13 protein-coding genes are annotated in these 14680 nt (G+C 67.6%); 8 read left to right on the top strand and 5 right to left on the bottom strand.

Annotated elements, in window-relative coordinates; all coding sequences use genetic code 11:
- Positions 1-23: 23 nt before the first annotated feature.
- Together ugpQ and PO605_RS14275 are read left to right on the top strand one after the other, a co-directional pair.
- Entirely contained in the window at positions 24-788 is a 765-nt protein-coding gene (gene ugpQ / locus PO605_RS14280) for a glycerophosphodiester phosphodiesterase (RefSeq protein ID WP_016445664.1), read from the top strand.
- 150 nt (positions 789-938) lie between these two features.
- Positions 939-3356, top strand: coding sequence for a DUF3772 domain-containing protein (locus PO605_RS14275; RefSeq protein WP_272206563.1), 2418 nt, complete (start codon positions 939-941; stop codon positions 3354-3356).
- Here PO605_RS14275 and PO605_RS14270 read toward each other — a convergent pair.
- Together PO605_RS14270 and PO605_RS14265 are read right to left on the bottom strand one after the other, a co-directional pair.
- Complete coding sequence (locus tag PO605_RS14270; protein ID WP_016445662.1) at positions 3353-4258, bottom strand: N-formylglutamate amidohydrolase; 906 nt, start codon at positions 4256-4258, stop codon at positions 3353-3355. The two genes, PO605_RS14275 and PO605_RS14270, sit on opposite strands and share 4 nt — an antisense overlap.
- Positions 4258-5250, bottom strand: a complete 993-nt coding sequence (locus PO605_RS14265) for a tripartite tricarboxylate transporter substrate binding protein BugE (protein ID WP_047471346.1) — start codon at positions 5248-5250, stop codon at positions 4258-4260. The genes PO605_RS14270 and PO605_RS14265 overlap by 1 nt, the downstream gene beginning before the upstream one ends.
- Before the next feature lie 140 nt (positions 5251-5390).
- On the opposite strand from PO605_RS14265, the gene PO605_RS14260 reads away from it, so the two are divergent.
- A complete protein-coding gene (locus PO605_RS14260) occupies positions 5391-6314 on the top strand; it encodes a LysR substrate-binding domain-containing protein (protein ID WP_047471343.1) in 924 nt (307 codons plus the stop codon).
- Between the two features lie 55 nt (positions 6315-6369).
- On the opposite strand, the gene PO605_RS14255 is transcribed toward PO605_RS14260, so the two are convergent.
- The gene (locus tag PO605_RS14255) at positions 6370-6645 is read right to left on the bottom strand and encodes a hypothetical protein (protein ID WP_016445659.1); all 276 of its coding nucleotides are present in this window, start codon (positions 6643-6645) and stop codon (positions 6370-6372) included.
- 72 nt (positions 6646-6717) lie between these two features.
- On the opposite strand from PO605_RS14255, the gene hemA reads away from it, so the two are divergent.
- The 5 genes from hemA (at position 6718) to PO605_RS14230 (ending at position 12158) form a co-directional block, all read left to right on the top strand.
- Complete coding sequence (gene hemA / locus PO605_RS14250) at positions 6718-8043, top strand: glutamyl-tRNA reductase (RefSeq protein ID WP_017405531.1); 1326 nt, start codon at positions 6718-6720, stop codon at positions 8041-8043.
- 125 nt (positions 8044-8168) lie between these two features.
- Positions 8169-9251: a peptide chain release factor 1 gene (prfA, locus tag PO605_RS14245; protein WP_016445657.1), complete on the top strand. Its 1083-nt coding sequence runs from the start codon at positions 8169-8171 to the stop codon at positions 9249-9251.
- A gap of 10 nt (positions 9252-9261) precedes the next feature.
- Positions 9262-10131 carry a peptide chain release factor N(5)-glutamine methyltransferase gene (prmC, locus tag PO605_RS14240; RefSeq protein ID WP_047471340.1) on the top strand — a complete coding sequence of 290 codons (870 nt, stop codon included), beginning with the start codon at positions 9262-9264 and terminating at the stop codon, positions 10129-10131.
- Positions 10132-10247: 116 nt separating this feature from the next.
- Positions 10248-10571 carry a Grx4 family monothiol glutaredoxin gene (gene grxD / locus PO605_RS14235; protein WP_012207276.1) on the top strand — a complete coding sequence of 108 codons (324 nt, stop codon included), beginning with the start codon at positions 10248-10250 and terminating at the stop codon, positions 10569-10571.
- A 213-nt stretch (positions 10572-10784) separates the two neighbouring features.
- Complete coding sequence (locus tag PO605_RS14230; RefSeq protein ID WP_047471338.1) at positions 10785-12158, top strand: hemolysin family protein; 1374 nt, start codon at positions 10785-10787, stop codon at positions 12156-12158.
- Positions 12159-12212: 54 nt separating this feature from the next.
- Here PO605_RS14230 and PO605_RS14225 read toward each other — a convergent pair whose 3' ends face one another.
- A complete protein-coding gene (locus tag PO605_RS14225; protein ID WP_016451028.1) occupies positions 12213-12866 on the bottom strand; it encodes a lytic transglycosylase domain-containing protein in 654 nt (217 codons plus the stop codon).
- Positions 12863-14608 carry a proline--tRNA ligase gene (locus PO605_RS14220; RefSeq protein ID WP_047471337.1) on the bottom strand — a complete coding sequence of 582 codons (1746 nt, stop codon included), beginning with the start codon at positions 14606-14608 and terminating at the stop codon, positions 12863-12865. The genes PO605_RS14225 and PO605_RS14220 overlap by 4 nt, the downstream gene beginning before the upstream one ends.
- Positions 14609-14680: the final 72 nt, after the last annotated feature.

Below are 14680 nucleotides of genomic sequence, written 5' to 3'. Positions count from 1 at the left end.
TCCCTTCTTTTGACGGACTCGCCATGACCGAGAACCTGAAATCCTGGCCCTACCCCCTGTGGGTGGCCCACCGTGGCGCCGGCAAGCTGGCGCCCGAAAACACCATGGCCGCTTTCCGCCTGGGCGCCGCGCACGGCTATCGCATGTTCGAGTGCGATGCCAAGCTGTCTGCCGACGGCGTGCTGTTCCTGATGCACGACGCCACGCTGGAGCGCACCACCAACGGCCACGGCACGGGTGGCGACCTGTCCATGGGCGAGATCGCCCAGCTCGACGCCGGCAGCTGGCACTCGCGCGCATATGCGGGCGAGGCCCTGCCCACGCTGGAAGCCCTGGCGCGCTGGTGCCTGGCCAACCACTTTTTCCTGAACGTGGAGATCAAGCCCACGCCGGGCCAGGAAGAGGCCACGGGCCGCGCCACGGGCGAGCTGATGAACCGCATCTGGCCCCAGGACCGGGTCCCGCCGCTGTTCACCTCGTTCAAGACCGATGCCCTCAAGGGCGCACGCGACACGGCGCCCCACATTCCGCGCGGCCTGCTGGTGGACAGGCTGGCAGACGCCACGGGCGACGCCGACCTGCGCACCGCGCTGGAATTGGGCTGCGCAGCCATGGTGCTCAACCACGCGCTGTGGGATGCAGCCCTGGTCGCCAAGGTGCATGGCGCGGGCCTGCGCTGCAGCAGCTACACGGTCAACGACGAATGGGCCGCACAGCGCCTGATCGACCTGGGCACGGACGGCGTCATCACCGACCGTGTCGATATGTTCAGTCCCGCATCGCGCTGAGACGGCTGCCGGCTGGCGGGGCCGGACCTTTGGAAACAACCGCTGCAGCGGCCCGCCGCACAATGTGCGTCCATGACACCGCCCTGCAGCCCTCTTCCGCAGCGCCCCACGTGGGCACAGGCCCTTCGCCCATGCCTGGCCATCTGGCTGATGGCTCTGGCGATGCTGCTCCTGTCTGCACCCGGCCCGGCCCAGGCCCAGGACGGCGCCACAGCCGCGGGCGCGACCGCAGAAGACGGCCGGCCCGCCCTTCCCAGCGTAGACGATCTGCGCAAGCAGCTGGACGCCATTCCCCGCAAGCTGGCCGAGGACGATGACGGCCGCAAGCTGCTGGACGAGGCTGCAGCCATTGGCACGGCAGCCGACCAGGTGGCGGCCCGCCGCACCGAGGAACTGGCCGATATCGATTCGCGCCTGGCCGGCCTGGGACCGGCGCCCGAAAAAGGCGCCCCCGCCGATGCGCCCGATGTGGCCGAGCAGCGCGCCAGCCTGGCCAAGCAACGCAGTGCCGTGGATTCCGAACTCAAACTCGCGCGGCTGGTGTCGGTCGATGCCGACCAGCGCGGCAACGAGCTGATACGCCAGCGCCGCGAACAATTCCAGGCCGCGCTGACGGCCCGCACCGATTCACCGCTGGGCCGCCCCTTCTGGCGCAATCTGAGCACCGCCGCGCCCCTGGACGCGGCGCGCCTGCAGGGGCTGGGGCGCGAGCTGCGCCAATCGGTGAGCTCCACCTTGGCCTCCGATCGCCGGGGCGGCTTTATCGCCAGCCTGGCCGCTGCCTTGCTGATCGCCCTGCTCGGCCCCTGGCTGGCCGAGCGCCTGCTGGTGCGCGCCGCGCCCGCACGCCTGCCCAGCGGCCGCCTGCGCCGCTCGCTGCGCGCGGCAGCCACGGTGGTGATCAACACGCTGCTGATCGGCCTGGCGGCGCAGTTGGCCTGGAGCGTGCTCAAGGCCGGCGATGGCTTCAGCGAATCGCTGGACGCGCTGGCCAAGGCCAGCGTGCAGGTCACGCTGTTCGGCGCCTTCGTGGTGTCGCTGGGCCAGACCCTGCTGTCGCGCAAGCGCAGCTCATGGCGCCTGCCCGGCGTGTCGGACGAGCTGGCCGAGCGGCTCAGCCCCTACCCCTGGTGGCTTGCGGCAGGTGCCGCGATCAACGGCCTGGTGACCGAGGTCAACGCCATCATCGGCGCCAGCCTGGCCGCCGAGGTCACGGTGCACGCCCTGTCGGCCCTGCTGATTTCGGCCGTGGTCATGCTGGCCCTGCGGCATCTGCGCGCGCCGGCGCCGATGGCACAGGAAGACGGCGTCCCGGCAGAGCCTGCGCCGCCCCGGCCCTTGTGGGTGGGGCTGCTGGTGGCCTGTGCGGCGGTGGCCAGCATTGCCACCATTGCGCTGGCCGTGACCGGCTACGTGGCGCTGGCGGGAACGCTGGCGCGCCAGATGGTGTGGACCGGTGTGGTCTTTGCCACCACCTACCTGCTGTTCCAGCTGGGCGACGATCTGTGCGAGGCCCTGCTGTCGTCCAAGGGCAGCTTCGGCACCCGGCTGAACCAGAGCCTGGGCATCGAGGGCCGGCTGCTGGACCAGGCCTCGGTCCTGGTCTCGGGCCTGCTGCGCGTGGCCCTGTTGTTCTACATGGTGATCGCCCTGCTGGCCCCGCTGGGCACGGGGCCCGACGAGGTGTTCCGCCGTGGCAGCACGGTCAATCACAGCCTCAAGGTGGGCGACTTCACCATGGCGCCCCAGGCCCTGTTCACCGCGTTTGCGGTGATCGTCACGGGCCTGATCGTGATCCGCGTGATCAAGCGCTGGCTGACGGACCGCTACTTCCCCAACACCTCGCTGGAGCCTGGCATGCGCAGCTCCATCACCACGCTGCTGGGCTATGTGGGCGGCATCTTCGTGGTGGCCGTGGCGCTGGCGGGGCTGGGCATCAGCGTGGAGCGCATCGCCTGGGTGGCCAGTGCGCTGTCGGTGGGCATTGGCTTTGGCCTGCAGGCCATCGTGCAGAACTTCATCTCGGGCCTGATCCTGCTGGCCGAGCGGCCCGTCAAGGTGGGCGACTGGGTGGTGCTGGGCGATACCGAGGGCGACGTGCGCCGCGTCAACGTGCGCGCGACCGAGATCCAGCTTGGCGACCGCTCCACCGTCATCGTGCCCAACTCGGAATTCATCACCAAGACCGTGCGCAACATGACGCTGGCCGGCGCGCCCGGGCGGGTGCTGCTGCGCCTTCCCGCACCGCTGGACACCGATGCCGAGCGCATGCGCACCCTGATCCTGGAAGCCTTTCGCGCGCATGAAGGCATTCTGGACACGCCCGAGCCCCTGGTGCAGCTCGAAGGCATCGCCAACGGCACGCTGACCTTCCTGGCCATCGGCTACGTCGGCAATCCGCGCAATGCGGGTGGCGTGCGCAGCGATGTGCTGTTCAGCATCCTGGCCTCGCTCAAGGGCGCAGGCCTGTACCTGTCACCACCGGCCACCACTTCGGTGGCGGCACCCGTGGTGACAGGTACGCCGGGCTCGCCGACCATGCCCGGTGATCCGGCCAGCCCGGCCTAGCCGCGCCTTGCCATTTCCGATCGCACATGCGCCGCGACCACGGCCATCAGCTCACGCAGATGGCCGCGCAGCGGCTCGAATCCCGCATTGGGCTCGCGCGTGTCCTCGTCCATGTAGACCGGGCGGCGGATCTCGATCTGCAGGCTGTGCCGGCCCAGGTGCGGCTGGCCTATGCGCCCGATCAGCTCCACGCCCTTGTAGGGCTCGTTGTAGGCCACGCTATAGCCAAAGCCCGCCAGCGTCTCGCCCACCAGCTGGATGAACTCGGGCGCGCAGGTCGTGCCGTCGCGGTCGCCCAGCACGAAGTCGGCCAGCGGCGGCGCGTCGGTACGGCCCAGGCGCTTGTAGACATCGTTGGGCATGGAGTGCAGGTTCAGGTGCCAGACGCCGCCAAAGCGCTGCACGCTGCCATCGATGGCCTGCGCCAGCGCCGCATGGTAGGGGCGCCAGTAGCGCGCGATGCGGTGCTCCACCTCGGCCACCGTGCGCGGACGGTCATACAGCGGCGTTGCCACGCCGTCGCGGCTGATGCGCTGCCAGATCAGGCCCAGGCCCTGGCGCGTCTTGACGCTGGGCGCCAGGGGCACGGGCCACTGGCCGTCGATCTGGGCCGGGTCCAGGTCGGCCTCGCTGCGGTTGGGGTCGATGTAGGTGCGCGGAAAGGTGGCCTCGATCAGCGTCGCGCCATGCGCGGGCCACTGGTCCCAGAGCGCGGCCACATGCGTGTCCTCGCCACGGCGCAGCAGGGACATGGGCACGGCGTGGCCGAAATCCTCGGGATAGGAGGTGCCGCTGTGCGGCGAGTCGCAGACGATGGGCAGCGCCTCGCCCATTGCGGGATGCACCACGACCGGGGTGTCCGGCCGGGGGCGCAGGAAATCCGACTGTGCCATGCGGTCCATCAGTCGAGCTTGATGTTGGCGCGCTTGGCCACGGCCGTGTAGCGCTCGATGGCGGCCTTGATCTGCTTGGCGAATTCCTCGGGCGTGTTGCCCATGGATTCGCCCGAGATGGATTTTTGCTTTTCCAGGTAGTCAGGCATGGCCATGGCCTTGTGCGCGGCGGCATTGAGCTTGTCGATGATGGGGCGCGGCGTGCCGGCCGGCGCAACCAGGCCGAACCAGCCGCCATCGCCCATCTGCGCAAAGCCCAGCTCGGTGTACGTAGGCACGTCGGGCAGCACGTCGGCGCGCTTGAAGGCCAGCACGGCCAGCGGGCGCAGCTTGCCGTCCTTGATGTGGGGCAGCGTGGAGGGCAGGTTGTCCGTCATGGCGTTGACCTGGCCGCCCAGCGCGTCGGTGATGGCCTGGCCCGCGCCCTTGTAGGGGATGTGCAGCAGGTCGATGCCCGCCAGGTTCATGAAGTTCTCGATATTGGCGTGGCCCAGCGAACCCGTGCCCGGCGAGGCAAAGCTGTACTTGCCCGGGTTGGCCTTGGCCAGGGCGATGAACTCCTTCATGGTCTTGGCGGGCACGCTGGCGTTGACCACGAATACGCTGGGCACCGACATCACATTGGTGATGGGCGCGAAGTCCTTGATCGGGTCATAGGGCAGCTTGCGGAAGATCGCCGGGTTGGAGCCGTGCGTGCTCACCGTGGCCATGCCGATGGTGTAGCCGTCCGGCGCGGCACGCGCGATTTCGGAAGCGCCGATGGAGCCGCCGGCTCCGCCGCGGTTGTCCACCACCACGGGCTTGCCGAGGATCACGCTCATCTTCTCGGCCAGCAGGCGCGCCACCATGTCGGTGGAGCCACCGGCTCCGAACGGCACGACCAGGCGGATCGGACGGCTGGGATAGTCGGCCGCCGGGCCCTGGGCCCAAGCGGCGGGAGCCAGAAGAGCGGTGGCGGCGCAGGCGGCCAGGCTGGACAACAGGGTGCGGCGCATTGCCATGGGATGTTTCCTATCTTGGTTGGGGGTGGCGGCAAAGCACGGGCTCTGCGGAACAGGCGCCGATTCTGGACAGCCGCCGCATCCGCGAAAAGAGACAAGACGGCAAGCAACCATGACCAACCGTCATAATTGCGCCCGTCATGCGCATGCACTCCCCCTCGCTTTCCGAGCTGCACGCCTTCGCGGCGGCCGCGCGCCTGGGCAGCTATTCGCTGGCGGCCCGGGAGCTGTATGTCACCCAGGGCGGCATCAGCCGCGCCATCGCCCGGCTGGAAGAGCACCTGGGCTTTGCGCTGTTCGAGCGTCAGGGCCGGGGCAGCGTGCTGACCGAAGCCGGCCGCGAATACCTGCAGGCCGTGGAGCCCGCCGTACACGCCATCGAATCGGCATCCGCGGCCGCACGCAGGCGCCACTTCGGCCCGCAACTGCGGCTGTCGGTGGTGCCCACGCTGTTCAGCCATTGGCTGATTCCGCGCCTGCCACACTTCAACGCCCTGCATCCGGGCATCGCCCTGTCGTTCGCGCCCTATCGGCGCGACGATCCGCTGTCGGCCGCCGAGATAGACGGCTGGCTGCGCGTGGGCAGCGAGCCCTGGCCCGCCCACGTGGTGGCCGACTATGTGGTGGGCCGCGATCTGGTGCCCATCTGCCATCCGAGAGAACTGCAGGGCCCGCGGCCCATCCGCAGCCCCCGGGACGTGCTAGCACGCCCGCTGCTGTTCCACACCAACTATCCGGGCAACTGGGCCCGCTGGATGTCCCATCTGAACCTGCCCGGACCCTGCCCCGCACCGGCAGCCGATTTCGAGCTGGTGGCCCTGCTGGTACAGGCCGTGGCCGCCGGCATGGGCGTGGCCCTGGTGCAGCGCTGCCTGGTCGAGGAAGACCTGGCCGCCGGCCGCGTGGCCCTTGCCTTGCCTGCGCCCGTCCACATCGAACGCGGCTACTTTCTGTGCCGTCCCGCCACGCGGGCACCTTCCGAAGCCTTTGCGCAGTTCCGCGAATGGCTGCTGGAGCAGGCCGCGCCGGGCGCCGTGCCTCCAGCCGCAGTCTCAGGCCCCTGATCGCCAGGAGAAACGCCCTCTTCCGTTGATCTGCATCAATCTTTGCTGTCAGCCATCAGCGCCAGCCGCGTGAAAACACCCACTGGCAAAGCGCCATCACCACGACCAGCGCAGCATAGGTGGCCATCTTTGCATCGCGCCCGAACCACCACAGCCCCGCCAGCAGCACCAGTGCACCAACAATGAAATTGATAGCAACCTGTGACCACCAGGCCATGGATTGCTGCGATTTCCCATAGATCAAAAGCGCGCACAACATAAGGGCCGGCGACAGGAAAAGTGCAGGCGCCAGGAAGTTCAGCCAATGATTCGTACTCGCAATCCATCCCATCTGCGGGCTCCGATTCCAGGGTGTTGTGATCAGGGATGCCTGAAACTGCGCGAAATTTTATAATCCCGGGTTATGGCAGTCTGGGCACTCGGCATCAACCACCACACGGCTCCGCTCGATATGCGGGGACGTTTCGCGTTCGCGCTCGACCAGATCGTGCCCACGCTGCAGGGCCTGCGCGAATCGCTGACCGGCCCCGGCCGCCAGCACAGTGCGGTAGAGACCGCCATTCTCTCCACCTGCAACCGTACCGAGATCTACTGCGCGGCCGAAATGCCGGCCATGGACCACACGCTGCACTGGCTGGCCAACAGCGGCGGCATCTCGTCCGAATTACTGCGCTCGCACTCCTATCTGCTGGAAGACGGCCATGTGGCGCGCCATGCCTTCCGCGTGGCCAGCGGGCTCGATTCCATGGTGCTGGGCGAGGCCCAGATCCTGGGCCAGATGAAGAATGCCGTGCGCGCCGCAGAGAACGCAGGCGCCCTGGGCAGCACGCTGAACCAGCTGTTCCAGCGCAGCTTCGCGGTGGCCAAGGAAGTGCGCAGCTCCACCGAGATCGGCGCCCACAGCATCAGCATGGCCGCTGCCGCCGTGCGGCTGGCCGGCCAGCTGTTCGAAGACCTGTCCCAGATCCGCGTGCTGTTCGTGGGCGCGGGCGAGATGATCGAGCTGGTCTCCACCCATTTCGCGGCCCGCCACCCCAAGCAGATCATGATCGCCAACCGCACGCTGGAGCGCGGCGAAAAGCTGGCCGCCCAGTTTGGCGCCGGCACCATGCGGCTGGCCGACTTGCCCGAGCATCTGCATGAATACGATGCCGTGATCAGTTGCACGGCCTCCAGCCTGCCCATCATCGGCCTGGGCGCCGTGGAAAGCGCGCTCAAGAAGCGCAAGCACCGCCCCATGTTCATGGTCGATCTGGCCGTGCCGCGCGATATCGAATCCGAGGTCAAGGACCTGCGCGACGTCTACCTCTACACCGTGGACGATCTGGCCACCGTGGTGCGCACGGGCCAGGCCCAGCGCCAGGCAGCGGTCGAGCAGGCAGAAGTCATCATCGACCACGGCGTGCAAAGCTTCATGCACTGGCTGGACCAGCGCCGCCCGCAGGCCGGTGTGGTGCCGCTGATCCGCCAGCTCAACACCCAGACCGATGAATGGCGTGCGCTGGAGATTGCGCGCGCCAAGAAGCTGCTGGCCAAGGGCGAAGACATCGACACCGTGCTGGAGGCCCTGTCGCGCGGCCTCACGCAGAAAATGCTGCACGGCACCCTGGCCGAGCTGCACAAGGGTGACGCCGACCAGCGCACCCAGACCATGGACACGGTCTCGCGCCTGTTCCTGCGCTCCGCGCCAGGCGGTCCGCGCGGCACGACTCCCGACAAGGCGCTCTAGCGGCGCTCGCCCCCTTCAGAGAGCCGCGCGCCCGCGGGTCTCTGGCGCCTCGGCCCACTTCCGGCCACCTCGTTCCCCCGCCGCAGCGCTGCCCCGCGCAGCCCTTCGCACCATCGCCTCACACCATGCAAGACTTTCTGCGCCAACAACTGGAGCGCTACGCCCAGCGCCTTGAAGAACTCGACTTCCTGCTCTCGCGCGAAGACATCATGGGCGACATGAAGCAGTACCGTGCCATCTCGCGCGAGCATGCCGATGTGACGGCCATTGCCGGCCGCTATGCACGCTACCGCCAGCGCGAGGCCGATCTGGCCTCTGCCAGGGACATGCTGGACGATCCCGACATGGAGGAAATGGCGCGCGAGGAAATCTCCGGCGCAGAGATCGAGCTGGTGCAGCTGGAAGATGAACTGCAGCGCCTGCTCCTGCCCAAGGACCCCGATGACGCGCGCAACGCCTACCTGGAAATCCGCGCGGGCACGGGTGGCGATGAATCTGCCCTGTTCGCAGGCGATCTGGCACGCATGTACACGCGCCACTGCGACGCCGTGGGCTGGAAGGTCGAGATCATGAGCGCCAACGAAAGCGAGCTGGGCGGCTACAAGGAAGTGGTGCTGCGCGTGGAAGGCACCGACGTCTATGGCCGCCTGCGCTTCGAATCCGGCGGCCACCGCGTGCAGCGCGTGCCTGCCACCGAGACCCAGGGCCGCATCCACACCAGTGCCTGCACCGTGGCCGTCATGCCCGAGCCCGACGAAACCCAGGCCATCACGCTCAACCCGGCCGACCTGCGCATCGACACCTTCCGTGCCAGCGGCGCCGGAGGCCAGCACATCAACAAGACCGACTCGGCCGTGCGCGTGGTCCACCTGCCCACGGGCATCGTCGCCGAGTGCCAGGACGGCCGCAGCCAGCACAGCAACAAGGCCAAGGCCCTGCAGGTGCTGCAGGCGCGCCTGCAGGAAAAGGAGCGCAGCGAGCGCGAGGCCAAGGAGGCCGCGCTGCGCAAGGGCCTGATCGGCAGCGGCGACCGCAGCGACCGCATCCGCACCTACAACTTCCCCCAGGGCCGGCTCACCGACCACCGCATCAACCTCACCATCTACAAGCTGCTGGCCGTGATGGAAGGCGACCTGGGCGACGTGCTCGACGCGCTGCAGGCCGCACGCGAGGCCGAACTGCTGGCCGAGCTGCAGGTCAACAGCTGAGGCGCGGGCCATGGTCAACCTACCCACCATCAAAGAGGCTCTGCAGCACTCCCAGGCCCAGGGGCTTGCTCGCATCGATGCGCAAATGCTGCTGCTGCATGTGCTCGGACGCCAGGCCGGCGGCCGCGCCTGGCTGCTCACCCACGACGGGGACGCGCTGACCGCGCCCCAGGCCGGCGTCTATGCCGCGCTGTGCACACGCCGACTGCGCGGGGAGCCCGTCGCCTACCTGGTGGGCCACAAGGAGTTCTACGGGCTGGATCTGGCCGTGGACGCACGCGTGCTCGACCCTCGCCCCGATACCGAAACCCTGGTGGACTGGGCGCTGGAGCTGATACCCGCCCAGGCCCCGAGCGGCCCCGCATGCCGTGTGGCGGATCTGGGCACCGGCAGCGGAGCGATTGCCCTGGCCCTGCAGAGCCAGCGCCCCGGCGCCACCGTGTGGGCCGTGGATGCCAGTGCCGACGCGCTGGCCGTGGCCAGCGCCAATGCCACGCACCTGCAGCTGGGCGTGCGGTTTGCGCATGGCAGCTGGCTGGAGCCGCTGGCAGGCCAGGCGCCGTTCAACCTCATCGTCAGCAATCCGCCCTATATCCGCGACGGCGATCCGCACTTGCTGGCGTTGGAGCATGAGCCGCTGTCGGCTCTGGCCAGCGGCGCCGATGGCCTGTCCGACATCCACGCCATCGTCGCGCAGGCGCCTGCGCTGCTGGCCAGCGGCGGCTGGCTGCTGCTCGAGCATGGCTGGGACCAGGCCGATGCCGTGGCCGCCCTGCTGCGCAATGCCGGCTTTGGCGACGTGCAGCATCGCCACGACCTGGGCGGCATTGCCCGCTGCACGGGCGGGCAATGGCAAGGGCAGGCCAGAGCTCTGACCTGAGCTCTGGCCTGGGCGTAGCAATCCCGCATGCTTTCAAAGTCCGCGCCGAGAGTGAAATAATCCCATCCATGCCGCCGCGCCTGCGGCGCCCACCACGACCCCGGAGCACCACACAGATGAGCGACACCCAGCAACGCATCGACCAACTGGTCAAAAGCAACAACATCCTGCTGTTCATGAAGGGCAGCGCCAGCTTTCCCATGTGCGGTTTCTCGGGCCGCGCCATCCAGATTCTCAAGGCCTGCGGCGTGGAGACCAAGGACATCTCCACCGTCAACGTGCTGGAGGACCAGGAAATCCGCCAGGGCATCAAGGACTACAGCAACTGGCCCACGATCCCCCAGCTCTACGTGCAGGGCGAGTTCATCGGCGGCTCGGACATCATGATGGAGATGTACGAATCCGGCGAGTTGCAGCAGCTGCTGGCACCCAAGGCCTGAGAGTTCGCAGGCTTGCGACTCGCGCGCAGCACCCGCCTGCGCCCGCTGCTGCGCAGAATCAAGCCACCCTTGGGTGGCTTTTTTTCGCCCGTGCCGGACTGCCAGCGCACTGCCCGGGCATGCCACAAGGCCAGGGGCATGTGATGTGTGGTCGAATGGACACATCTTTCACATCCGGAAAACCGCGCCTGCGCCCGCTTCTCCGCCTTGCCTATGAGTCTGTCCCAAAGTCTGCTGTTGATCGTCGCACTGATACTGACCAGTGCCTTCTTCTCCGTGGCCGAGATCTCGCTGGCCGCCTCGCGGCGCCTGCGGCTTCGGCAGATGGCGGAGGACGGGGAGCCACGCGCCGAACAGGTCATGAAGATGCAGGCCCAGCCGGGCGAGTACTTCACGGTCACGCAGATTGGGCTGAATGCCGTCGCCATCCTGGGCGGCGTGGTGGGCGAAGGGGCATTGACCCCCTATCTGGCCGAGCTGCTGATGCTCTGGCTGCCTGACAGCCGTGCGCAGACCGTGGGCTTCCTGCTCTCGTTCGCCAGCGTCACCTCCCTGTTCATTCTGTTCGCCGACCTGCTGCCCAAGCGCCTGAGCATGGCCGAGCCCGAGGCCCTGGCCATCCGCGTGCTGCGCCCCATGCTCTGGTGCATGGCCGTGCTCAAGCCCCTGGTCTGGTGCTTCAACCACCTGGCCGACGCCGTTGCCAAGCTGTTCGGCCTGCCCACGGTGCGCGATGACCGCATCACGCACGAAGACATCCTGGCCATGACCGAAGCCGGCGCACGCGCAGGCGTGCTGGCCGCGAAGGAGCAGCAGGTGATCGCCAACCTGTTCGAACTTGACTCGCGCACCATCGGCTCGGCCATGACGCAGCGCGACCGCATCGCCTACTTCCACCGCGACGACCCCGATGAACTGATCCGGGTCCGCATTGCCGAGGAGCCTTTTTCCACTTACCCCGTCTGCGACGGCGACATCGACCACATCGTCGGCTATGTCGATGCCAAGGACCTGTTCCAGCGCGCGCTGAACAACCAGCCCCTGTCGCTCATGGACGACTCCCTGGTCCACAAGGTGCTGGTCGTGCCGGACCGCCTGACGCTGGCCGAGGTGCTGGAGCAGTTCCGCCAGGTACATGAGGACTTTGCCGTCATCGTCAACGAATACAGCCTGGTGGTCGGCGTGGTCACGCTCAATGACGTGATGAGCACGGTGATGGGCGGCTTGGTCAGCCCGGGCGACGAGGAACAGATCCTGCGCCGCGACGAGAACTCCTGGCTGATCGATGGCGTCACGCCGGTCGAGGATGTGATGCAGGCCCTGGAGCTCGACGAGTTGCCGCATTCCGAGGACTACGAAACCCTGGGGGGCTTCCTCATGGTCATGCTTCGGCGCATTCCCAGGCGCACGGACACCGTGCAATGGGGCGGCTACCGCTTCGAGGTCATGGACGTGGACAGCTACCGCATCGACCAGGTGCTGGTCACACGCATGTCGGGCAGCAGCCCGGCCGCCCCGCCCAACGCAGGCGACACGGCCGCCGCCGTGGCCAAGGTGTCCAGCATGTCGCCGGACACGTCGTCCTGAAAACGCAGCAAGGCAGGCCTGCAGGACTGCCGCCAGGCGCCAGCCTGCGGCCCCTCAGGCCGAGCGCGAGGGCTCGATCTCCCAGCGGCGCTGCGCAGCGAACACCGCATTCGGGTACTGGGGCTGTCCCCGGCTGCCGTTGTAGCGGCCCAGCGCCATGTAGGCATCGCCTTTTTCGCGGTCCAGATAGTGGCGCAGGATCACGCAGCCAAAGCGCAGATTGGTCTGCATGTGAAACAGCTTGCCGATGTCTCCATCGCCGATCAGCCGCATCCAGAACGGCATGATCTGCATGTAGCCGCGTGCACCCACGCTGGAGATGGCGAACTTGCGGAACGCGCTCTCCACCTGCACCAGCCCCATCACCAGAGAGACTTCCAGGCCGGCACGCTTGGACTCGTACCAGACGGTTTGCAGGAACTCCAGCCTCGTCGCCAGCTCCGGCTTGCGCGAACGCAGGCGCTCGCTGCTGGCCGTGAGCCAGCGAAGGTAGTCCAGCCGGGCCTCGGTGGAGGCAAAGCGCAGCTCGGGCGGCGCCGATCCCGTGACGGCGGAACTCAGCGCAGTGCGCACCGAATCGGCCAGCGGCTCCTCCAGCTGGCCACCGGCCCAGGCGGGCGCGGCCACCGCGCCCAGCAAGGGCGCAGCACCCAGCGAAGCCGCCAGGCGCAGGCAATCGCGGCGCGCTATCACGGGGGCCTGGCTCACAGACCCAGCCTCTGCTTGAGATGGCCCAGCACATCGGCAGCGGCCATCTTGGTCGCTTCCGTGTCGCGGCGATGCTGGTACTCGACCTGGCCTTCCTTGAGGCCCCGGTCGGACAGCACCACGCGGTGCGGCACGCCAATCAGTTCCCAGTCGGCAAACATGGCGCCCGGGCGTTCGCCGCGGTCGTCCAGGATCACGTCCACGCCCAGTGCCAGCAACTCGGCATGCAGCTTCTCGGCGGCTTCCTTCACGGGCTCGCTGCGGTCCATGCCGATGGGACAGACCACCACGGTGAAGGGTGCAATCGCGTCGGGCCAGATGATGCCGCGCTCATCATGGTTCTGCTCGATGGCGGCAGCCGGCAGGCGTGTCACGCCAATGCCGTAGCAGCCCATTTCAAACAGCGAGGGCTTGCCGTTCTCGGCCAGGAAGGTGGCGTTCATGGCCTGGGAGTACTTGGTGCCCAGGTAGAACACATGGCCGACTTCAATGCCGCGCTCAATGGCCAGCTCGCCTGCGCCATCGGGCGACTTGTCGCCGGCCACCACATTGCGCAGGTCAGCCACGACATCGGGCTCGGGCAGGTCACGGCCGAAGTTCACGCCGGTGATGTGGAAGTCGGCCTCGTTCGCACCGCAAACCCAGTCGGCCATCACGGCCACCTCGCGGTCCACGACCAGCTTCACGGGCTGCTTCAGGCCGATGGGCCCCAGGTAGCCGGGCTGGCAGCCGAAGTGCTCCTCGATTTCGGCCACAGTGGCAAAGCGGAAGCCCACGTCCAGGCCCGGCACCTTGGCCACCTTGATCTCGTTCATTTCATGATCACCGCGCAGCAGCAGCAGCCAGATCTGGCTGCCTGCCACCTCGCCCTTGTCGTCGAGCTTGTCGGTGGCCAGCACCAGGGACTTCACCGTCTGCGACAGCGGCAGGCCCAGCTGGGCGGCCACGGATTCGCAGGTGCTGTTGCCCGGCGTTGCCACACGGGCCATGGCCTGGGCTGCAGCGGGACGGGGGCCTGCAGGCGCCAGGGCCTCGGCCTTCTCGATATTGGCGGCGTAGTCGCTGCTGGGGCAGTAGACGATGGCGTCTTCGCCCGTGGAGGCGATCACCTGGAATTCCTCGCTCAGATCACCGCCGATGGCGCCGCTGTCGGCACGCACGGCACGGTACTGCAGGCCGAAGCGATCGAAGATGCGCTTATAGGCCGCGCGCATGGTCTGGTAGCTGATCTGGGCGGTATCGCGGTCCTTGTCGAAGGAATAGGCGTCCTTCATGATGAACTCGCGGCCGCGCATCAGGCCAAAGCGCGGGCGGCGCTCATCGCGGAACTTGGTCTGGATCTGGTAGAAATTCTTGGGCAGCTGCTTGTAGCTCTTGAGCTCCTGGCGCGCAATGTCCGTCACCACCTCTTCGCTGGTGGGCTGGATCACGAAGTCACGGCCATGGCGGTCCTTGATGCGCAGCAGCTCGGGGCCCATCTTCTCGAAGCGGCCGGTCTCCTCCCACATCTCGGCAGGCTGGACCACGGGCATGGTCACTTCCACGGCACCGGCACGGTTCATTTCCTCGCGCACGATGGCCTCGACCTTGCGGATCACGCGCAGCCCCATGGGCATGTAGTTATAGATGCCTGCGCCCAGCTTCTTGATCAGGCCGGCCCGCGTCATGAGCTTGTGGCTGACCACTTCGGCATCGGCCGGAGCTTCCTTGAGGGTGGAGATGAAAAATTGGGAGGCTTTCATGGATCAGGGACTTCGCGGGAATCGGGGCAGCGTGCTTGCCGCTGGCAAGGCACCGTGCATAATGGACACAAT

Origin of the sequence: Delftia sp. DT-2 (genome assembly GCF_028401915.1) — a bacterium.
Taxonomy (GTDB): domain Bacteria; phylum Pseudomonadota; class Gammaproteobacteria; order Burkholderiales; family Burkholderiaceae_C; genus Comamonas; species Comamonas tsuruhatensis.
Note: the sequence above shows the minus strand (reverse complement) of the source record. Positions and strands in the feature narration are given on the sequence as shown.

What these genes read in the sequence shown, in the direction of transcription:
- PO605_RS14255 (WP_016445659.1), bottom strand. Translation starts at nt 6,645, where the DNA reads ATGGGATGGATTGCGAGTACGAATCATTGGCTGAACTTCCTGGCGCCT.
- ugpQ (WP_016445664.1), top strand. Translation starts at nt 24, where the DNA reads ATGACCGAGAACCTGAAATCCTGGCCCTACCCCCTGTGGGTGGCCCAC.
- PO605_RS14270 (WP_016445662.1), bottom strand. Translation starts at nt 4,258, where the DNA reads ATGGACCGCATGGCACAGTCGGATTTCCTGCGCCCCCGGCCGGACACC.
- PO605_RS14230 (WP_047471338.1), top strand. Translation starts at nt 10,785, where the DNA reads ATGAGTCTGTCCCAAAGTCTGCTGTTGATCGTCGCACTGATACTGACC.
- PO605_RS14275 (WP_272206563.1), top strand. Translation starts at nt 939, where the DNA reads ATGGCTCTGGCGATGCTGCTCCTGTCTGCACCCGGCCCGGCCCAGGCC.
- PO605_RS14220 (WP_047471337.1), bottom strand. Translation starts at nt 14,608, where the DNA reads ATGAAAGCCTCCCAATTTTTCATCTCCACCCTCAAGGAAGCTCCGGCC.
- grxD (WP_012207276.1), top strand. Translation starts at nt 10,248, where the DNA reads ATGAGCGACACCCAGCAACGCATCGACCAACTGGTCAAAAGCAACAAC.
- PO605_RS14260 (WP_047471343.1), top strand. Translation starts at nt 5,391, where the DNA reads ATGCGCATGCACTCCCCCTCGCTTTCCGAGCTGCACGCCTTCGCGGCG.
- prmC (WP_047471340.1), top strand. Translation starts at nt 9,262, where the DNA reads ATGGTCAACCTACCCACCATCAAAGAGGCTCTGCAGCACTCCCAGGCC.
- prfA (WP_016445657.1), top strand. Translation starts at nt 8,169, where the DNA reads ATGCAAGACTTTCTGCGCCAACAACTGGAGCGCTACGCCCAGCGCCTT.
- PO605_RS14265 (WP_047471346.1), bottom strand. Translation starts at nt 5,250, where the DNA reads ATGGCAATGCGCCGCACCCTGTTGTCCAGCCTGGCCGCCTGCGCCGCC.
- hemA (WP_017405531.1), top strand. Translation starts at nt 6,718, where the DNA reads ATGGCAGTCTGGGCACTCGGCATCAACCACCACACGGCTCCGCTCGAT.